15 protein-coding genes are annotated in these 20,594 nt (G+C 69.8%); 4 read left to right on the forward strand and 11 right to left on the reverse strand.

What is annotated here, in order from left to right:
• Positions 1-45 precede the first annotated feature (45 nt).
• Positions 46-1,140 carry a mannose-1-phosphate guanylyltransferase gene (locus Q9R13_RS07310; RefSeq protein WP_310964413.1) on the reverse strand — a complete coding sequence of 365 codons (1,095 nt, stop codon included), beginning with the start codon at positions 1,138-1,140 and terminating at the stop codon, positions 46-48.
• 49 nt (positions 1,141-1,189) lie between these two features.
• Here Q9R13_RS07310 and Q9R13_RS07315 point away from each other — a divergent pair, with 49 nt between their 5' ends.
• Complete coding sequence (locus Q9R13_RS07315) at positions 1,190-1,942, forward strand: TIGR03089 family protein (RefSeq protein ID WP_310964414.1); 753 nt, start codon at positions 1,190-1,192, stop codon at positions 1,940-1,942.
• Here the strand turns inward: Q9R13_RS07315 and Q9R13_RS07320 are convergent.
• The 7 genes from Q9R13_RS07320 to Q9R13_RS07350 all read right to left on the reverse strand — a co-directional run bounded on the left by Q9R13_RS07320 (position 1,939) and on the right by Q9R13_RS07350 (position 13,560).
• Positions 1,939-5,016 carry an FG-GAP-like repeat-containing protein gene (locus tag Q9R13_RS07320; RefSeq protein WP_310964415.1) on the reverse strand — a complete coding sequence of 1,026 codons (3,078 nt, stop codon included), beginning with the start codon at positions 5,014-5,016 and terminating at the stop codon, positions 1,939-1,941. The two genes, Q9R13_RS07315 and Q9R13_RS07320, sit on opposite strands and share 4 nt — an antisense overlap.
• 156 nt (positions 5,017-5,172) lie before the next feature.
• Positions 5,173-5,961, reverse strand: a complete 789-nt coding sequence (locus Q9R13_RS07325) for an ABC transporter ATP-binding protein (RefSeq protein WP_310964416.1) — start codon at positions 5,959-5,961, stop codon at positions 5,173-5,175.
• Positions 5,962-7,011: an ABC transporter permease gene (locus tag Q9R13_RS07330; RefSeq protein ID WP_310964417.1), complete on the reverse strand. Its 1,050-nt coding sequence runs from the start codon at positions 7,009-7,011 to the stop codon at positions 5,962-5,964.
• Positions 7,008-8,993 (reverse strand): glycosyltransferase, encoded by a 1,986-nt coding sequence (locus tag Q9R13_RS07335; protein ID WP_310964418.1) that lies wholly within the window; start codon positions 8,991-8,993, stop codon positions 7,008-7,010. Before Q9R13_RS07335 ends, Q9R13_RS07330 begins: the two co-directional genes overlap by 4 nt.
• Entirely contained in the window at positions 8,993-10,180 is a 1,188-nt protein-coding gene (glf, locus tag Q9R13_RS07340) for a UDP-galactopyranose mutase (protein WP_310964419.1), read from the reverse strand. The genes Q9R13_RS07335 and glf overlap by 1 nt, the downstream gene beginning before the upstream one ends.
• 57 nt (positions 10,181-10,237) lie before the next feature.
• Positions 10,238-12,052, reverse strand: a complete 1,815-nt coding sequence (locus tag Q9R13_RS07345) for a glycosyltransferase (RefSeq protein ID WP_310964420.1) — start codon at positions 12,050-12,052, stop codon at positions 10,238-10,240.
• 59 nt (positions 12,053-12,111) lie between these two features.
• Positions 12,112-13,560 (reverse strand): LCP family protein, encoded by a 1,449-nt coding sequence (locus Q9R13_RS07350; RefSeq protein WP_310964421.1) that lies wholly within the window; start codon positions 13,558-13,560, stop codon positions 12,112-12,114.
• 167 nt (positions 13,561-13,727) lie between these two features.
• Between Q9R13_RS07350 and Q9R13_RS07355 the strand changes: the two genes are divergently transcribed.
• From Q9R13_RS07355 to Q9R13_RS07365, 3 genes are all read left to right on the forward strand, one after another.
• Positions 13,728-14,942, forward strand: a complete 1,215-nt coding sequence (locus Q9R13_RS07355) for an LCP family protein (protein ID WP_310964422.1) — start codon at positions 13,728-13,730, stop codon at positions 14,940-14,942.
• A complete protein-coding gene (locus tag Q9R13_RS07360) occupies positions 14,939-15,805 on the forward strand; it encodes a crotonase/enoyl-CoA hydratase family protein (protein WP_310964423.1) in 867 nt (288 codons plus the stop codon). Before Q9R13_RS07355 ends, Q9R13_RS07360 begins: the two co-directional genes overlap by 4 nt.
• A 161-nt stretch (positions 15,806-15,966) precedes the next feature.
• Positions 15,967-17,808, forward strand: coding sequence for a S53 family peptidase (locus tag Q9R13_RS07365; RefSeq protein WP_310964425.1), 1,842 nt, complete (start codon positions 15,967-15,969; stop codon positions 17,806-17,808).
• Between the two features lie 39 nt (positions 17,809-17,847).
• On the opposite strand, the gene paaI is transcribed toward Q9R13_RS07365, so the two are convergent.
• The 3 genes from paaI to Q9R13_RS07380 are packed head-to-tail and all read right to left on the reverse strand — an operon-like array spanning position 17,848 to position 20,532.
• Positions 17,848-18,297, reverse strand: a complete 450-nt coding sequence (gene paaI / locus Q9R13_RS07370) for a hydroxyphenylacetyl-CoA thioesterase PaaI (RefSeq protein WP_310964426.1) — start codon at positions 18,295-18,297, stop codon at positions 17,848-17,850.
• On the reverse strand, positions 18,294-19,043 hold the full coding sequence (locus tag Q9R13_RS07375) for a dienelactone hydrolase family protein (RefSeq protein ID WP_310964427.1): 750 nt from the start codon (positions 19,041-19,043) through the stop codon (positions 18,294-18,296). The genes paaI and Q9R13_RS07375 overlap by 4 nt, the downstream gene beginning before the upstream one ends.
• A gap of 10 nt (positions 19,044-19,053) precedes the next feature.
• A complete protein-coding gene (locus Q9R13_RS07380) occupies positions 19,054-20,532 on the reverse strand; it encodes a M1 family aminopeptidase (protein ID WP_310964428.1) in 1,479 nt (492 codons plus the stop codon).
• Positions 20,533-20,594: the final 62 nt, after the last annotated feature.

The raw sequence follows: 20,594 nt of genomic DNA on the forward strand, positions 1-20,594 counted from the left end.
AAGAACTCCCCACTCAACGGGCGAGGACTCCCCACTGAACAAGCCTCAGGTGAGGTCGGCGCGGCCGGCGTCCTTGAGCAGCTCGACGGCGGCCTTGACGTCCTGCGCGTGAGCGAGGTCGGTGACCAACAGCGCGTCACCGGCGTCCACCACGACGACGTCGTCGAGACCGAGCACGACGATCGGTCGGTCGTGCGCGACGACCACGCCGGTGCTGTCCCGGACGTGGACGAGGTCGGCGGGGCCGAGGACCTTGACCCCCCGGCGGCCCGCGTCCTCGGGCAGCAGACCAGCCAACGACGCGAAGTCGCCGATGTCGTCCCAGCCGAACGACCCCGGCACCGTGGCCACCATCCCGCGGGCCGCCGCCGGCTCGGCCACCGCGTGGTCGATGGCGATCCGGGTCAGCCCGGGCCACAGCTCGTCGAGCCTCTCGGGCTCGGCCGCGATCGTGCGCAGTCCGTCGGCGAGGCCGGGGTGCTCGCGGGCGAGCTCGTCGAGCAGCACGCCGGCCCGGCTCACGAACATGCCGCCGTTCCAGCGGTGCTCCCCGCCCGCCAGATAGCGCCGAGCGGTCTCGGCATCGGGCTTCTCCACGAAGGACACCACCTCGCGAGCGGTCCGGAAGCCCGGCAACGGCGCGCCGACGCGCAGGTAGCCGAACGCGGTCGAGGCATGGGTCGGCTCGATGCCGATGGTGACGATCCGCCCCGTATCCGCGACCAGCGCCGCCTCGGCGACGCACGCCCGGAACGCCTCAGCGCCGCCGATCACGTGGTCGGCGGCGAACGAGCCGAGCAGCGCCTCGGGCTCGCGTCGCTCGAGGATCGCGGCGGCCAGCCCGATCGCCGCCATCGAGTCGCGGGGGGACGGCTCGGCGACCACGTCCTCGGCACCCAGCTCCGGCAGCTGCCGCCGTACGGCGTCGGCGTGTCGAGCGCCGGTGACCACCATCACCCGCCCGCCGACCAGGGGCACCAGCCGGTCGACCGTCTGCTGCAGGAGGGTCCGGCCGGCGCCGGTCAGGTCGAGCAGGAACTTCGGCTCTCCTGCACGGGAGAGCGGCCAGAGCCGGGTGCCGGCGCCTCCTGCCGGGACCACCGCCCACATCCGGTCCAGCACCGCGGTCGGGTCGTCCACCTGTTGCCCTTCGCTCAGCCGTGGTCGGCGTCGGTCTACTGTCGTGCGGGTGAGCGCACCCGGCGAGGACACCTTCCCACGGCTGCTGGAGTCGCTGCTGCGGAACTCCCCCGGACGCCCGCTGGTGACGGCGTACGACGAGGCCACCGGCGACCGGACCGAGCTGTCGGTCACCACCTACGCCAACTGGGTGGCCAAGACCGCGAACCTGCTGCTCGAGGAGTACCTGCTGGACCCCGGGGACCGAGTCCGCCTCGCCCTGCCGCCGCACTGGTTGACCACCGTCTTCCTGGGCGCGGCCTGGTCGACCGGCCTGGTGATCAGCACCGACCCCGGGGTGACCGCCGACCTCGTGATCACCGGCCCTGAGCACGACGGCAGCACCGAGGCCGACAGCGCCGTGCTCGCCTGCTCGCTGCTGCCGTTCGCGGTCCGCTTCCCCGACCCGCTCCCCGCCGGGGTTGACGACTTCGGGCTGCTCTGGCCCGGGCAGCCCGACGCCCCGCCCGTCGTGGACGCGCCCACAGGCGCGACGATCGGCTGGCTGGATGCGGCCGGGTCGCACAGCCAGTCCACACTCCTCGACGCCGCCCGCGCCGCCTCGGCGGGGTGGCACGGGAACCGCCTGATCACCGACGTCGGACCCAGCGAGGCGCGCGGCACGAGCACGTTCCTCGCGGCACTCGTCCGGTCCGGCTCGCTGGTGCTCGTCGCGAACGCCCGAGACGAGCGGTGGCCCGCCCGCCTCGAGGGCGAACGGGCCACCGACGTGCTGCGGTCGAGTCCGGAGGCGGGTGCCTAGTCGGCGAGGCGGTACTTCCCCAAGCCGCTGCCGACGAACTGGCGGGGGCCGAAGCCCGTCGCCGTTCCCGGAATCAACCACAGCGTGTTGTCGGACCGTTGTCGGCCCAACAGGTCAGGACGTCCGTCCCCGTTCACGTCCCCGGGTCCGATCACCCAGTCGTAGGTGGACTTCAGGGATGCCGCGACGGTCCGCAGCGGCGAGGACGTGCCCTTGACGACGCCCGCGAGCGGGACGAAGGAGCCATCGGCGGCGTCGATGGTCGAGTCGGCACGAGGTCGCGGGTCCCAGCTGCCCGGACCCATCTGGTTGAAGGTGCGCATCGCGGTCCTCGTCTTGATCGCCGGCAGGAAGCCGCTTCGGCCGTCGCTGGGGAAGATCCGCATCGCACCGCTGGGCTGTCGGCCCATCAGGTCGGGCCGGCCGTCGCCGGTCACGTCACCGACTGCGGCGAGCATCGTCAGCCGGCTCCAGCCGGTCGACATCACCCGTCCGGGTCGGAAGCGTCCGTGGCCCAGACCCAGATGGAGCATCAGCACGTCTCCACCGCGCTGCCGGCTCACGAGGTCGGGCAGACCGTCCCCGTTCCAGTCGCCGACGGTGTAGATCGCTGTCGTGGGGCTGGTCCTGAGGTGGGCCGACACGGGGCGACGGAGGTTGACCAGGTCGTTGTTCGCGAGCACCTCGAGGCGGTTGCCCACCCGGCCCAGGATGTCCGGACGCTTGCCGCCCGCCAGTTGGGCACCACTCATCTGCCGGAGCCCGCCCATTCCTGGGAACGGTCCGTAGGGATGGCCGAAGCCACCTGTGCCGTTGCCCGCGAGGATCAGCGCGGTGCCGTTCCAGCGGTTGCGGACCAGGACGTCCCCGGCCCTGTCACCGGTCAGGTCACCGGCCCCGCTCAGGCCGTTGTAGGCCTTGCTCAGGGTCTGAACCCACCTCGCGGGGCGGAGCCGACCCGACGCGCTGCCGAGCGCCACGTAGAGGCCATGCGCGGGGGTGAGTGCGACGACGTCCGGCACCTTGTCTCCGTTGAGATCGCCGGCGACCGCCGTCTGGGCGAAGCGGGTCCAGTTGCGGGCGAGCAGGCGTCGCTTCCCGAAGGCGCCCACCCCGGGGGCGCCCGGGTAGAGGTACAGCGACCCGTTGCGACGGTCGATCCCGACGAGGTCGGCCCGGCCGTCGCGGTTCCAGTCGCCGGCGGAGAACAGCCGTGCGACGTGGCGCATCGGACGGGTGTGGGCGACGGGTCTCGCCGAGATGTGCCCGGCTCCGTCGCCCCGGTAGATGGCCCACGACCGGCTGCCACGGGTCCGCGCCATCACGTCGCCGTTGCCGTCGCCGGTGACGTCGCCGACCGCCACGATCCTGCTCATCTGCGCCCAGGCACCGGTGCTGGCCACCGCCGGGCGGAAGCCCACCATCCCGCCGGTGCGCAGTACATAGAGGCTGCCGTCAGATCGTTGGGCCACCAGGTCGGGCTGGGTCGCGTTGCCCATGATGTTCGACGTGCGCGGGAAGGACATCCTCGGCTGGGCTGGTCCGTAGGGCGTCTTCTTGAGCGGGTTGTACGCCGTGGGTGTCGGTGTCGGTGTCGGTGTGCTGCCGCCGGTCTGCGCCGCGATCTGGATCTGTCTGGCCTCAGTGCGGATGTAGGGCAGCTTCGCGTAGAGATAGCGACCCGGACAGGCCGTCTGTCCGACGTCCCGGTGCCCATTGATCGCGTGCAGCGTGTAGCCGCGCAATCGGATCCCGGTGGCGTTGGCCTTGATGTTGTACATCGACAGCTTCCAGGCGAACAGTCGGGCATAGGCGTCGAGCAGCACCTTCGGCGGCTCGGCGATGTCGTAGTTGCCGATCGCCGACATCGCGAAGGACACGTCGTTGAAGCCCAGGGTGTGGGCGCCGATCACCGGCCGGTCCACCCCGCCGTACCGCCCCTCCCAGATTCGGCCGAAGCGGTCGACGAGGAAGTTGTAGCCGATGTCGCGCCACCCGCGGGAGATCACGTGGTAGGCGTAGATGCCGCGGATCAGTGCCGGCACGTCCTTGCGGGTGTAGTTGTTGGCGTTGACCGTGTGGTGCACGAAGCCGGTCTTGATGGTGCCGTAGTCCGGCGGCCCCTGCTCGCGCAGCTTCTCGTTGGCGCCCCACTGTGCCCGGGAGAAGATCTGCGGCTTGGGCGCGACCTTCATCGCGCTCAGCGCGACGCTGCTGCCCGGCCGCGAGACCGCCTGCTCCGCTGCGGGGGTCGCGAGCTTGCTGGTGTCCTCGATCGGTGCCCCGGTCGCGCTCGCGTCCGACGCCGGCAGCTTCGCGGTGTCGATCGCCGGCTTCTCCTTGGTGAGGTCGTCCCGGCCGGGGTTGATCAGTGCGAGCTGGAGGCCTGCGGGCACCCTGCCCCCGGCGGCGGCGACACGCATCTGCACCTGGTCCACGTCCCCGACGACGAGCGCGTCGGTCCCGGGGCGAGCGTGGGCGTTGTCGGCGTCATCGGAGGCGTCCGGCCCGTGGTCGTCGTGATACTGCAACTGCTGCCAGGACGACCAGGTCTCCCCGGTCAGGGTGCGCACCTGGAAGGCGATCTGGTCCTCAGCAGGCTCGGTGCCGGGAGCCCAGGTGACGCCGACCGTCGCGTAGCCCGCCACCGCCTCAGGAGCGCTGGTGAGCGCCACCGGCAGGCCGTGGATCGTCGCCCGCGGCGCGCTCGGTACGACGGGAGCGCTGCGCTGCGAACCATGGCTCGGGGTCGAGTCAGGACGGGGGGCAGGAGTGCCCTTGGCGGTGTCCGGTGCCACGCTGCGCGCGTCTGCCCTCGTCGCGCCGCCGGCAGGTGCAGCAGCGTCGAGGGTGACCTCACGCACCTTCGGCGTGATCGCCTTCTGGTCGACGTAGGCAGGGTGGACGTCGACGGCCGCAGTCAGGTCCCGCGCGAGACCCGTCCCGGCGTCGGGCTGGGGCCCCACGATGTCCAGCGTCACCACGCCGGCCGCGGTGACGCCCACCGCGAGCACGGTCGCAGTGACCAGCAGCTGCTGGCACACGGTGATGTACCGGGACTTGTTGAACGGCATCGGAAGGACTCCATGTGAGGGGGAAGTAATTCACACGAGTACCAAGTTTCACACCATTAACAGGGGTCACCGCAAGCAATTCCCGACAATTACAAATGTGTAATTCGCAAACAACAATGATGTCATTTCGATGGAATTACCGCGATATTCCGCCGGTCAGATGTCGGCGCCGAGCTCCTCGTCCATCTCGGCGTCGAGGTCGGACTCATCCTCGCCGTCGCCGTCGTACTGCAGGTAGCGGATGCCCTCGGCGACGTCACCGTCGAAGTTGAGCTTGCCCGACTCCAGCACCAGGACCCGGTCGCACATCGAGCGCACCGACGCGGCCGCATGGGAGACATAGAAGATCGTGGTGCCCTGGTGACGGATCTCCTGCATCTTGGCGAGGCACTTCTTCTTGAACGGGCGGTCCCCCACCGCGAGCACCTCGTCGGCCAGGAAGATGTCGGCATCGACGTGGACCGCGATCGAGAAGCCGAGCCGGGCGTACATGCCCGAGGAATAGTGCGAGACCGGGGTGTCGAGGAACCTGCCGATGTCGGCGAAGGCAACGATCTCGTCGAACTTGCGGTTGATCTCGGCCTCGCTCATCCCCAGGATCGCGCCGTTGAGGAACAAGTTCTCCCGCCCGGTGAGCTGCGGGTGGAAGCCGGCGCCGGTGGCGATCAGGCCGGCGATCCGGCCGCGGGTGAGGATCTTGCCCTTGTCGGGGTTCAGCACGCCGTTGATCAGCTTGAGCAGGGTCGACTTGCCGGAGCCGTTCAGGCCCATCAGGCCGATCGCCTCCCCCTGCTCGACGGTGAAGGAGACGTCGTTGACCGCCAGGAAGGTCTCCTGGAGCGGCAACCTGCGTACGGTCGCGACCGCCATCTGCTTCAGGGTGCGGTGGTACTGCATGCTGAACTCCTTGGAGACCGCATCGACCACGATCGACTCGCTACCCATCTACATCCGCTCCGGGAACTTGCCCTCGACCCGGGAGAAGAACCGCTGGGCGAAGTAGAGCAGCACCGCGCACGCCACCAGCATCACGAGGCCCCTCTCGAAGAGGTCCGGTGGGAACTCCACGGTGTGGCCTCCCCCCGGCTGGATCAGCCCGGAACCCTGCTTGCGGTTGGCCGGGACCACGCCCCACCAGAAGAACCGCTGCATCAGCAGCACCGCCTCGGCGACCGGGTTCGCCATGTAGACCTGGTAGAGCCACGGATGCACGTGCTGCAGCTGGTAGATCCGGGAGAACGGATACATCATCGGCACCATGAAGTGCAGGAACTGCAGGAGGGTCTGGACGATGTTCTGGAAGTCCTTGTAGAACACGTTCAGCGCGCTGAAGAACAGTCCGAGCGCCAAGGAGATGCACACCAGGATCCCGACGCCCAGGAGCGCGGCGATGATGCCCGAGATCGAGATGTGCCAGCCCGACAGCACGCAGATGAAGATCAGCACCAGGATCTGCGGGAAGGTGTGGTAGGCGGCCACCACCATCGCGGCCACCGGGAAGGTCTCCCGGGGCATCCGCATCTTCATCACCAGTGACCGGTTCTGCCAGATCGACCGGGTCCCGCCGCTCCAGGTCTCGGTGAAGTAGTGCACGAAGACGATCCCGCAGAACAGGTGGATCGCGAACGACGGAAAGCCCTGGTGCAGGTTGAACACGAAGCCGAAGACCACGAAGTAGATCGCGAACCGCATCGCCGGCTGGATGTAGGACCAGAGCAGGCCGAGAAGCGAGGCCGCGTACATCGACGCCAGCAGCCGGGACACGATCAGCCGAAGCAGGTAGGGCTGGCGAAGGACCTCGATGATCCCGCCGTGCGGAGCGGGCTGCACCAGCGGCGCGTCCACGCGGCGCTCGAGCCTCGGCCCGTCGAACGCGGCCACGACCGGCATCGACTCGGCCTTCGCGCGCGCCAGTCGGCGGGCGCGCTTCGCCGCATCGGCGCGACGGCCCTTCTGATCGGATCCGGGGCCGCTCGCCTTGTTTGCAGCCCTCACGTGGGCTCCTCGACCGAGGCCTTGAAGGTCGCCTCCCAGGTCTCCGGCGAGGTGATCTCCCCGAGCGCCTCGCGGTAGCGCTGGGCGAGCTGCGGCCACTCGCGGTAGAGCCGCTGATGCAGTTCGCCAGAACGCGCCAGCAGGGCACGGAACTGCTCAGGATCGCGCTGGTAGAGGGCGGCTCCGGTCTGGTCCTTCATGCTGACCACTGCCGAGTCCATCGTGCCGAGCTTGTACCACTTGGCGTCCATGGCGGGCACGACGGCCTCGGGGTGCTCGCGAGACAGCGGGCGGACCTTCGAGAGCTGGCGCAGCGTCCCGACGCAGGCAGCGACCAGCCGGGCAGGCATGCTCGGGACCTCGGTGACGTCACCCTTCTTGCGCGGCTTCGATCGTCGGACGGGCGGGAACGCATCGGGGTCGGCCTCGATCCGAGCGTCCTGGAAGCGCTTGACCTGGGCACGCACCGCGCCGAGCTTGCTCGGCAGGTCCGCGTGCAGCTGTTCGGGACCCGCGAGCACGTCCTGGAGTGCTTGGCAGCGCAGCTCCGCGGTGGAGTACTGCATCGAGATGAGGTGCTTGACCTGGACGTTGAAGCTCTCACGCAGCAGCTTGCCGCCGTGCGGGAACGGCGAGTGCAACAGCGCCGCGACGAAGCGATTGCGCTCGTGGAAGTAGGCCTGCCAGTCGACCTCGTCGTTCTTGTCGGTCCACGGGATGTGCCACACCGCAGCACCGGGCATGCTGACCGTCGGGTAGCCGGCCGCCTTCGCCCGGAGGCCGTACTCGGAGTCGTCCCACTTGATGAACAGCGGAAGCGACAGGCCCAGCTCGGCGAGCACCCGGGTGGGGATCAGGCACATGAACCAGCCGTTGAAGTCCACGTCCACCCGCTGGTGCAGCCAGCGCGCCGAGCGCAGGTTGCGGGCGCTGAAGTCCCAGTCGAGGAACACCCCGGGCGCCGACATCCACCAGAATCGCCACGGCTGCACGATCTCGCCGAAGCTGTAGAGCCGGGACCGCGAGTAGAGGCTGAACATGTGGCCCCCGACGATCGTGGGGCGACGAGCCAGGTCCCCGAAGGTGACCGAGCGGATGATGCCCTCCGGCTCGCACACGACGTCGTCGTCCATGCACATGAAGTACGTCGCGGTGCCGCGCGCCAGGGTCTCCATCTGGCCACGGGCGTAGCCGCCGGACCCGCCGAGGTTGGCCTGCTCGATCACCCGGAGCCGATCGCCGAGCAGATGCTCGGCCGCCGGGAACTCCGTGGAGTCGACGACCTTCTGGGTGCCCTGCTCGACGACGATGACCTCATCGAGGTAGTCCCGCAGGTCGTCGTCGGCACCGATCTGGCCGAGCAGGCGGGCGCAGAAGTCGGGGCGGTTCATCGTGGTGATGCCCACGGTCACGGTGCCGTGCTCGAGCCGGTCGTCGGGGACCTCGGCGGTCCACTCGCCGGACTCGACCACCACGTCGGTGTCACCGGCGACCACGTCGTACCAGTACCAGCCGCCGTCGGCGAAGGGCTTCAGCGACAGCGCGAAGTCGAAGCTGCCGGCGTCCTGGTCGTCGGTGCTCGCCGAACCGACGCGCTGGGACCGGCCGTTCGCCATCGAGCGGTAGACGGTCACCGTCGCGCCGCGGCCGCGAAGCCGCACGGTCAGGGTGACCTCACTGACGACGGTCCAGCGACGCCAGTAGCTGGCCGGGAACGCGTTGAAGTAGGTGCCGAACGAGAGTCGGTCGCCGCTGGCGATGCGCAGCGCGTGCCGGCCCTCGATCTGATCGGGGTGCAGCACCAGACCCGTCGAGGTCGACTGGCGCAGCGCCGCGGCGTTGACCGCTCGTGCGCTGCGGTTGCCGCCGACGTCGTACTTGTCGGCGTCGAGGTTGGCCGCCTCCAGGTCGACGTAGAGGCTGAACACGTCGGTGTCGCGATCCAGCGGCAGGATCTGTCGCTGCAGCAAGCGGGTGCCCATCAGGCGTCCACCCCTCCGGACTTGAGCTCGGCGCCGTCACGGAAGTGCGGCGCGAGCTGGTTGTCGAACATCGAGAGCGCAGAGCCGATCGCCATGTGCATGTCGAGATACTTGTACGTGCCCAGGCGACCGCCGAACAGCACCATCGGCTCCTTCCTGGCCAGGTCGCGGTAGCGGAGCAGCTTGTCCCGGTCCTCCGCGGTGTTGACCGGGTAGTACGGCTCGTCGCCCTTCTCGGCGAACCGGCTGTACTCGCGCATGATCACGGTCCTGTCGTCGGGGTAGTCCCGCTCGGGATGGAAGTGCCGGAACTCGTGGATCCTGGTGAAGGCGACGTCCTCGTCGGGGTAGTTCATCACCGACGTGCCCTGGAAGTCACCGGTGCCGACGACCTCGCGCTCGAAGTCGAGGGTGCGCCAGGAGAGCTCGCCCTCGGAGTAGCCGAAGTACTCGTCGACCGGCCCGGTGAACACGATCGGCACGGTGCCGGTGAACTCGTGCCGCACCTCGAAGAAGTTCGTGTCGAGCCGGACCTCGATGTTCTCGTGGTCGGCCATCCGCTCAAGCCAGGCGGTGTAGCCGTCGACGGGCAGGCCCTCGTAGGTGTCGTTGAAGTAGCGGTTGTCGTAGGTGTAGCGCACCGGGAGGCGGCTGATGATGTCCGCGGAGAGCCTCGAAGGCTCGGTCTGCCACTGCTTGGCCGTGTAGTGCGCGATGAAGGCCTCGTAGAGCGGCCGCCCGATCAGCGAGATGCCCTTCTCGACGAAGTTCACCGGCTCCTTGTCGCCGAGCTCGGCGGCCTGCTCGCGGATCAGCGCCCGGGCCTCGTCAGGGCTGTAGGCCGCGTCGAAGAACTGGTTGATCGTGCCCAGGTTGATCGGCAGCGGATAGACCTGCCCGTCGTGGTTGCTGTACACGCGGTGTTGGTAGGAGGTGAAGTCGGTGAACTGCCTGACGTAGTCCCAGACCCGCTTGTTGGAGGTGTGGAACAGGTGCGCGCCGTAGACGTGCACCTCGATGCCGGTCTCCGGGTCCGGCTCGCTGTATGCGTTGCCGCCGATGTGCTTGCGGCGCTCGAGGACCAGGACCTTCAGGCCCAGCTCACGGGCGCACCGCTCGGCGACCGTCAGCCCGAAGAATCCGGAGCCGACGACGACGAGGTCGGGGCGCTGGGCATCGGCTTCCACAGATTCTCCTCAAGAGCCCGCACCGGGGCGTACACACACTGCTTTCGGTGCGTCAGTCTAGCGGCGGACCCGGGTGGACCGGTTTGCCAACAGGCTGCGGTAGGCGACCTTTCTCACACCCTCCGGGACCAGGCGGTAGCCACCCCGAACGACGACGTTGCGCAGGTACTCCGCCCGGGAGGTGATGCCGAGCATCCGCAGCCGTCGCTGCAGGGCCAGCTCCGAGCGCAACAGGGCCGCCCCGCCCCGGCGGGCGTAGGCACCCTCCCCGACGCGGTAGTAGACGAGCGGGTCCGGCAGGTTCGCGGGCACCGCACCCCCCTCGACCATCCGCGTGAACAGCAGGTAGTCCTCGAGCAGCGCGAGGTCGGTGTAGCCACCGGCTGCCGCAACTGCCGACCGGCGGTAGACCACGGTGGGGTGGTTGAACGGGTCACGGAAGCGGATGACCCGGCGGATCTCGTCGGGGTCGATCGGCGGCGTACGACGCCCTACGACGTCGTCGCGGTCGCGTCCGAACTCCCAGAGTCCGGAGCCCACGATGTCCGCGCCGGCCTCGATCAGTGGGAGCTGGCGCTCGAAGCGCTCCGGAGCGCTGAGGTCGTCTGAGTCCATCCGGGCGACGATCTCGTGGGAGCAGGCCGCCAGTCCGGCGTCGAGCGCCGGGCCCAGGCCGATGTTTCTCGGCAGCCGCACCACCCGGGTGGGCACCTCGCTGCGGCCGGTCAGCTCCTCCACGACGCGAGCGAGTGCGGCCGGCACCGGGCCGTCCTGGACCAGCACCACCTCGTCGGGCGGGCGGGTCTGCTCGAGGACGCTGGTGCGGTAGGCGTCGCGCAGCTGATCGGGGTCGTCGCCGGCCCAGGTGCTCATCAGCATGCTGAACGGCTGTCGGCCGAGTGGGCGGGCCGCGGCGTCGGGCCAGCCGGCCTCGGCGAGCACCGTCCGGTTGGGCCGCGGCCGGGACCACAGCCCTTCACGGAATCCCCGCCGGGTCGCGGATCGCAGGGTCGCCCGGTCCGCCGAGCCGCGATAGGTACGTCGCCAGCGGCGGAGCGTGGACCCGCCGTACAGCAGCTTCTCGTGCGGAGCCAGGCCCGTGGAGTGGCGGAACAGCCAGAGCTTGTTGCGCACCTCGAAGAAGAAGCGCTCCCCCGGGTCGGCGTCGGTGGACCCGTAGGTCCGGGTCTTGTGCACGACCACACTGCCCGGCACGTAGAGACCGGCCCCGCCGCGCACGAGCCGGGTGGTGTACTCGAAGTCGTCGTTCCACAAGAAGTAGTCGGCCACCGGCAGACCGCGCTCGCGTATCGCATTCGCGTCGCACATCACCGACACGAAGGAAGCCGAACGGATCGGGACTGCGTCGACCGCATCAGCCGCGACCCGCTCGGCCGAGGTCGCTCCTGGCTTGGGTCGCGGCGTGTTCATCGGGTGATCGCGACCATCGGTCCACACCACCTTGCTCGCCAGCAGCGACGGCCGGCCGCCGGGGTGGTCCTGCCAGGCACGGACCAGCACAGCGGCCGCGTCGGGGGTGGGCACGGTGTCGTCATCGAGCAGCCAGACCAGGTCGGGGTCGTGGGTCAGGGCACGCTCGATGCCCACCGCGAATCCTCCCGCGCCTCCGGTGTTGCGGCCCAGGGAGACCACGTCGAGGCCGTCGGCGAAGGATGACCGCAGCAGCGCTGCCGTCTCGTCGGTGGAGGCGTTGTCGACGACCACGATCTCCTCGGGTGGCGTCGACTGGCCGCGCAGCGCGACCACAGCCTCCTGGAGCAGCTCGACGCGGTTCCAGGTGACGACCACGGCGACCACGCGCGTCCGGGCCGGCCCTGTGACCGGAGCGGGAGTGGTGGGCAGCTCGGACACGACACAGCACCCTATCCGCGCCGCTGCCCGTGCTCGGCGCCCGACTCGGATGCCGCCGGTCAGCAGGCGTCGGAGAGGTTCGAGGCCTGGTTCGCGGCGTACCCACTGCTCAGGCTGCCGTACGACCCGCCGGTGGTGACCCCGGAGACATGGTGCTTCCTGTGCTTCTTGGCTGCGGCGTGGCCCGACGCCTTCGCTGGGGCGATCGCCTTCTTCACGGCCGCCTGGATCGTGGCGATGTCCGGGTGGCCGGTGTTGACCATCGGCGGCACGAACGACACGGTGCGCACCGGTTGGGAGCGTGCCTTCAGCGCAAGCTGGATGAAGGTGTCCAGCTCGGACGCGGGCAGGTCGGTGGTGAGCAGGGTCTCCCCCGCGTCCGCGATCGACTGGAACTTCAGCACCACCCTCTGCGGGCTGACCTGGTGCAGCATCGCATTCATCACGCACTTCTGGCGGGCCATCCGCGAGTAGTCGTCGGCCGACTCCCGCGACCGGGCGAACCAGAGCGTCTGGTAGCCGTTCAGCTTGCGGTAGCCCGGCTGGATGTAGCCGGTGACCGGTCCGCCGATCCCACCGATCGGGATCCGGTCACGCACGTGCAGCTTGACGCCGCCCACGGCCTCGACGAGCTTGCGGAACCCGAGCAGGTTCACCATCGCGTAGTAATTGATCTTCAGCCCGGTGATGCCCTCGACGGCCTCCTTGGTGGCCTCGACCCCGGGGTTGGCGACGCCCTTGAACACCGACTTGTGGTCCGCGGCCCAGGTGGCGAGCGAATTGAGCTCGTGCAGGCCGAGCTGCTGCGGGTCGTTGATGCACCGGGTGTTGCAGGTGTAGCCGTGCGGGAACTGCTTGGCCATCCTCGAGCCGGGCGCGAACGGGAAGTTCAGCATGTTGCGGGGCAGGCCGAAGAGGACGGTCCGGCCGGTGTCGGCGTCGATGCTGGCCACCGTCATGCTGTCCGGGCGCAGTCCCCAGCGGTCGGCGCCGGAGTCACCCCCGAGCAGCAGCACGTTGTAGCGGCCGTCGTGCACCTGGGTGACCGAGCCGTTGCCGAAGACGGACGTGATCAGGTTCTTCTCGACCGTCACCACGTGCGAGAAGAACAACAGCGAACCGGCGACCGTGAAGCAGAGCACGCCATTGAGGCCCACCATGGCGAGGCGCTGCTGGCGCTGCAGCGCGAGCGGGTCGCCGAGCATCCAGGAGTCGACGAACAGGTAGGCCCAGCCCACCGCCATCCCCATCAGCACGAACCTGATCAGCCCGAGGATGACCGTGTTGGTGCCGAACCAGAAGATGAAGCTGTGGAAGGTCAGGCCGAGCAGGACGACCAGGACGAGAGATCCGAGCAGCGCCAACCAGATCCTGATCGCGATCCGGCCGACCTCCTTGCGCCCGGCGACCAGCTGGGCGGAGCCGGGCAGCACCAGGGTCATCACCATCAGCGCGACCGCGCGTCGGAACCGGACACGGGTCAACTGGGCGCGGTAGTCCTGCGGCATCACGACCTGGGTGCACCTCTCGGGTCGGTGGCGGGGAGGGGAAGGTTCCCCGCACGTCCGCCCAGTATCACCAGTCACACGTGCCACAGGGGTCACGGCACGCCGAGGATTCCGAATCGGCCGGGCGCACGCGGGGCGATGTGCGCCTGCACGGTAGCGTCTGGGCCATGCCCGACCGCCCCACGCGCCGATCCGGCGGAGCCGACGAGCCGGAGTACGGCTGGCTCTACGGCAGCAAGTCCGGCGCCGCTGCCGCCGACCAGCCGGACGAGCCGACCCGGATCATGCCGACGGTCTCCCGTCCCGGAGCCCGGGACCCGCGTGCCGGGCAGCCCTCCGGTGCGCCTCCGGCACGCCCTCCCGCCCAGCCGCCTGCCCAGCCTCCGACGGGACCGCGCGGGGCGGGGCCCCGGGCGCCGCGCCCCCGTCGCCGCCGACGCTGGGGCAGGATCGTGCTCACGGTGGTGGTGCTCTGGCTGGTCTTCCTCATCGTCGTGCCGCTGTGGGCCTGGGGCCGGGTGGACAAGATCAACGCGTTCCCGTCCGGGCACCGACCGGCCGACCAGCCGGGCAGTAACTACCTGCTGGTCGGCTCCGACAGCCGCGAGGGCCTGTCGAAGGCGGAGAACCGCAAGCTCGGCACTGGCGGCGTCTCCGTGGACGGCGGCCGTACCGACACCATCATGATCCTGCACACCGGGTCCGGTCCGAGCATGCTGCTCTCCATCCCCCGCGACTCCCTGGTACCTATCCCTGGCCATGGCACCACCAAGGTCAACGCGGCGTTCGCATACGGCGGCCCCAGGCTCCTCGTCCAGACGATCGAGCAGGACACCGGGCTGCACATCGACGACTACGTGGAGATCGGTCTCGGCGGCTTCGTCAACGCAATCGACGCCATCGGCGGGGTGACCATCTGCCCGCACCGCAGGATCAACGACCCGCGCGCCAACCTGCACGTCAAGAAGGGCTGCCAGAAGGCGGACGGCGCGACCGCGCTGGGTTGGGCGAGGTCGCGACACGCGTTCAAGCTCGGTGACATCGAGCGGGCCGAGCACCAGCGCCAGGTCGTCAACTCGATCGGCGCCGGCATCAAGTCGCCCTGGACCTTCCTCTTCCCGTGGCGCTACTACGCGATCAACAAGGCGGTGACGACGTCGCTGAAGGTCAACAAGGGCATGAGCCTGTTCTCCGCGGCGAACTTCGCCTGGGCGATGGGGCGGGTCAACGGCAAGAGCGGGATGACCTGCACGATGCCGATCTCCGACCTGGCCGTGCACTGGGACCGGACGCGGGCGCTGCAGCTGCTGCGGTACCTGAAGCACGACCGTACGTCGGACATCCCGAAGTCGCTGTGCACCAAGTCAGGACTGCCCAAATGAGCTACCAGACCCTCCGCGAGGAGATCGATGACGACGGCATCGTCACGCTGACCCTGGACCGTCCGGACGCCCTCAACGCCTTCACCGTGACCATGGCCACCGAGCTCGAGCAGTTCTTCCGCCGGGCTGCGGACGACGACGCCGTCCGGGCCGTCGTGGTGACCGGCGCAGGGCGGGCCTTCTGCGCCGGCATGGACCTGACTCGTGAGGGCAACGTCTTCGGACTCGACGAGGACGTCGCGGTGACGCCCGACGACCTGCGCGACCGGCTCACCGAGGAGCCCTTCCAGAGTGGGGTCCGCGACACCGGCGGCAAGGTCACGCTCGCCATCCACGACTGCCCCAAGCCGGTGATCGCCGCGATCAACGGGCCCGCGGTCGGCATCGGGGCCACCATGACGCTCGCCATGGACATCCGGATGGCATCGACCCGGGCGCGCATCGGCTTCGTCTTCGGGCGCATCGGGATCGTCCCCGAGGCCGCCTCGACCTGGTTCCTGCCCCGCATCGTCGGCCTCCAGCAGGCCCTGGAATGGATCTACGCCGCCGACATCCTCACCGCCGAGGAGGCACTGGCCGGCCGGCTGCTGCGGTCGGTCCACGAGCCCGACGACCTGCTGCCCGCGGCGCACGACCTGGCTCGCAGCTTCGTGAGGAACCGCTCGCCGCACGCCCTGGGCCTCGCCAAGCGACTGCTCTACCGCAACGCCGGCACGCCGTTCCCGGTCGATGCGCACCGCGCTGACTCGCTCGCGATGTGGCACGCCTCCCAGGCGGACGGCAAGGAGGGCGTCCGCGCCTTCCTCGAGAAGCGCGACCCGGAGTTCACCCACCGGGCCTCGGAGATCCCCGACGTCTTCTGACACGGCCGAATCCGTGCGGCGAGGTGGTGACGAGCAGGAGCCGCGACAGTCGACCGCGTGAAGGCCGTCGGCCTTCGCCAGATCTCGACAGCCGTGTGACCTTTGCCGGGTCAGATCGTTGCGCAATTCATCATCCTGCTCGGGAGTCGGAGGATCACCGCATGCGCATGCCCATCGGTCGCAGGACCGCACTCGCCACCCTCACCGCGCTCGCGAGCGCGACTGCACTCGGGTTGGCTCCGGCGGCCCACGCCGCCCCCACCGGACTGCTGCCGACGCAGCTGCTCTCGACGGTGACCCAGAACGTGCTTCCAGGTCTCGCGAACGCGACCAGGCTCGGCGCGGACACCGGCTCGGTGCTGCACCTGGTCGTGACCGTGCCTCGGCCCGACCCGTCCGGCGAGAGGGCGCTGATCCGCGCCGAGCACACCCCGGGCAACGCCGCCTACCGGCACTTCCTGACACCGGCCCAGTTCGCGTCCCGCTTCGGGGTGCCGTCGACCCAGCAGCAGGCCGTGCGCTCGTTCTTCACCCAGGGCGGGGCCCACGTCGACTCCGTCTCGAGCGCCGGTGACATCTACAGCGTTCACGGCACCACCGCAGTGCTCGGTTCGCTGCTGCACACCTCGTTCGGCCGCTACCGGATCAGCGGCACCACATTCGTCGCGAACACCTCGGCGCCGGTCACCCCGGCCAGCCTGAAGATCCGCAACATCGTGGGCCTCAACACGCTGCAACGGTTCCGCACACCCGCGAAGGCGATTCGTCAGCAGGGCACCTGCCTGGGCAGCACCTGCATCGGGGGCACCACGCCCCAGGACCTCTGGAAGGTCTACGACCAGCCCGCGACCCACACCGGAGCCGGCCAGTCGATGGCGATCTTCGGCGAGGGACAGACCGACGGCGTGATCAGCGACCTGCGCGCCTTCGAGGCCAAGTTCGACCTTCCCCAGATCCCGGTCACGGTCAAGCACCCGGCCGGCGACACCGACTTCTCCGACGACTCCGGGCACCCGGAGTGGAACATCGACACCCAGGCCGCCTCGGGGATGGCGCCCGACGCCGACAACCTGACCCTCTACTTCGGCTCGGACCTCAGCGACGCCGATGTGGCCAAGGTCTTCTCCCAGTTCACCGACGACGCCACCGGACCGATGCAGGCCTCGGCGTCGTACGGCGAGTGCGAGACCGTCCCCGTGGTCTCCTCGATCGCCGCCAACCCGCTGCTCAACCCGTCGCTGCCGATCGGCCAGGGGCTGGGCAACAACAGCGACGCGACCCTCACCCAGATCACCCAGCAGGCAGCCGCCGAGGGCAAGACGATCTTCGCCTCCACCGGCGACACCGGGTCGTCGTGCCCGGTGGTGTTCGCGTCGGTGATCGGCGCCGGCAACGGCGTGCTCAACCAGGGTGTCCCGGTCACCAACTCCCCCGCCTCGCTGCCGTGGGTCACCGCCGTCGGCGGCACCGTGCTCTACACCGACGGCTCGGGCAACCGGAGCCGCGAGTACGGATGGGCGTTCTCCGGCGGTGGCTCCACCTTGTTCACCCCGGCGCCGGCGTACCAGATCGGCACCAAGAACCTCGACATCCCGTGCCTGCAGCCCCTCGGTGCGACCTGCCGGGGCATCGCGGACGTCTCGGCCCAGTCCGGTGACGTGACCGGCAACGGCTACGACATCGTGATGAGCGGCACCTACACCGAGGGGGGCGGAGCCGGCACGTCGCTGTCCTCCCCGCTCTGGCTGGGCATGTGGACGCGGGTGCAGTCGGCCGCGCCGACGGCCGCGGGCAACGGGTTCGCGAACGAGCAGCTCTACCGCGTCGGGAACGCCGCTGCGTCGTACTCCCGGGACTTCTTCGACGTCAGCTCGCTGGACACCTCGACCGGGCTTCCCGCCACCAATGGCCTCTACCCGACGCTTCCCGGGTGGGACTACGTGACGGGCTTCGGTACGCCGAAGGTGGCCGGCCTGATCCAGGACATCGACGGCGTCTCCTGATCCCGGGTCCGGGGCTGAGCGTTCGCCGATCCTGGCCGCTCAGCTCTCCCCGGGGGACGCCAGCAGCCGGCCGCCGAGCTCACGGCTGCGGCCATCGAACTCGGCGACCACCTCGTCGGTGCCGTCCGGGCGGGTGCGGGCCACGGTGACGTCGTAGGTCCCGTCACGTCCCTCGCGAGCACGCTCCACCGCTGTCGCGACCAGCACGTCGCCATGGTGCGTGGGACGGCGGAACCGGATCTGTGCGCTTGCCGCGACCGTGATCCGGTCGTAGGTGTTGCAGGCGAACGCGAAGGCACTGTCGGCCAGCGTGAACGTGTAGCCGCCGTGGCCGATTCCGTGGCCGTTGACCATGTCCTCGCGCACGGTCATCCGCAGCACCGCACGGCCAGGACCCACCTCGAGGAGCTCCATGCCGAGGTCCCGGCTGGCCCGGTCCTCGGACCACATCGTGCTGGCGCAGGCGCGGGCGAGCTCCTCGGGGTTCACCCCCGCAGGGTACGGCGGAGCAGGCCCTGCAGCTCGGTGAACATCCGCTCGGCCGCGGCCTCGTCGTACATCGAGGTGTCCGCCATCGTGTAGCCGTGCGGCGCCCCGGCGTACACCTCGTTCTTCGCGGTGAGACCGGCAGCGGCAATCGCCTCACCGAGGGTGGCGATCGCCTCCGGGGGCATCGACCCGTCGTTGTCCGCGTGACCGAAGACGAGCTCGGCGCTCGCGTCGGCGAGCGCGAGGTGGGGGCTCTCGGGATCGTCGGTGACCAGCCCGCCGCCGTGGAAGCCGGCCGCGGCAGCGACCAGGTCCGGGTGGGCGCCGGCGGCCCGGACCGCGAACCGCGCACCCATGCAGTAGCCGGTCACCGCGACCGGCCCCGGCGCGACGCCCTCGAGGTCGGTGAGCGCGGCGAGGTAGGCGGCATTGTCGGCGCGCATCATCGGCCCGTCGAAGGCACGCACCCGTGGCATCACCGTGGCGAAGAACTTCTCGCGCTCGCCCGGCTCGCGGAGGTCGCCCTGCGGGGCGAGGTCGGCGGCCCGCCCGCTGCGGTAGAACAGGTTCGGCGCCAGCACGACGTAGCCCCAGTCCGCGATCCGGTCGGCCATCTCCTCGATGCGCGGACGCAGGCCGATCGCATCGATGAAGAACAGCACCCCTGGATGGTCGCCATCGGCGTCGGAGCGGGCGAGGTAGGCCTCGGCGGTGCCGTCGGGCACGGCAAGATCGATGTACGGCATGCCGACGACCCTACAACCAGTTGCGTTGGACAACCGCCCTGGGTACCGTCCTGCGGCCGTCGACTCCGGGGACCGCCGGCATGTGGCGACCGAGCAGCCAGTCGTGGAAGAAGTGGGGCGGAACGTCGAGCCGGGACCGGATCCACGACAGGTACGCAGATCGCGTCGCGTTGCCCCCGGCGTGCGTAGCCAGACCCGGCCAGTCCCGGACCATCGACCAGAACGCCTGACCGCCCACGTGCCGACGCAGCTGGTCCCACATCAGTGCCGGCGGGAAGTAGACGTTGTCGGCGGCGAAGACGTATCGGTCGTAGTCTCCCGGCGGCCCGAAGGCGTCCCACCCGGCCTGGGCGCGCGGCACCTCCTGGCCGAGCACGTCCGTCAGGGTCGTGTGGTGCCGCTGCCCGAGCCAGTCGTACTGCAGCAGCGTCGCCATCCCCTCGTTCATCCAGACGTCACGCCAGTCCCTCGGCGTGACCAGGTCGCCGTACCACTGGTGGGCGACCTCGTGGACGAGGGTGTCCTTCGCGGTGTCGTAGGCGGTGTCCCCGACGGTGACCAGGGTCTGGTTCTCCATCCCGCTGTCGTAGCCCTTGACCACGATCACCGAGAGCGACCCGAATGGGTAGGCACCGAGTCTGCGCTCGACCCAGCGCAGCGCGGCGGGCAGGTATCTCGCGCGGTGCAGCGCCCGGCGGTCACCGCGTGGCGTCCACAGCGTCACCGGCACGCCATGCACCGCCGGCCTGCGGGTCTGGCGGTAGCGGCCGAACTCCACGGTCGTGAGGTACGACGACGCCGGTGCGTCGAGATGGAAACGGGTGATCTCCTGACCGCGTACGCGATGGCGTGCGACGAGCCGACCGTTGGCGACCCCGACCTGAGGGGCCGGCACGGAGAGCCGGAAGTCGTAGAACGCCTTGTCGGAGGGCTGGTCGTTCACGGCGTACCAGTGGAACGCGCCCACCGGCTCGTCATTGGTGAAGACGTCGCCGGTGCGGGTTCGGTACATGCCCACCGCGTTGCGCTGAAGCGCAAGCGGCGGCGCTTGGGGCAGCGTGCCGGCGTACCTGATCCGCAGGGCGTGCATCGACCCTGCGCGCACCGCGTGGTGGACGACCAGGACCTGCTTGGCGTGGCTGACCCGGACGGGCCGACCGTCCAGCTGCGCCGAGGAGACACGCATCCGGCCGCCGAGGGCGAGCCGCACCACCCGGGTGCCCCTGGCGGCGCGGAAGGTCAGTGTCTCGTCGCCGTGCAGCCGGTGTTGCGCGGGTGCCCAGCGGAGGCTGAGCCCGTAGTGCCACGCATCCACCCCCGGCATGGAGTGCGCAGGGTAGACGCTGTCCCGCCTCGGGATGGACGACCCCTGGCACCAGGCGGCACAGTCGGCGGCAGCCGGTCCGGGCTGGACCAGCGTTGTGACGAGCACGACCGATGCGCCGAGCAGGACCGCGATCCGGTGCGACCAGCTCCCCCTATGATCCACGATCCTGAATGTACGCCCGCTGCCCGGGCACAACGGCCGGTCTTGCCGACGGCTCTACCGGG

Source organism: Nocardioides marmorisolisilvae, assembly GCF_031656915.1.
GTDB lineage: Bacteria > Actinomycetota > Actinomycetes > Propionibacteriales > Nocardioidaceae > Marmoricola > Marmoricola terrisoli.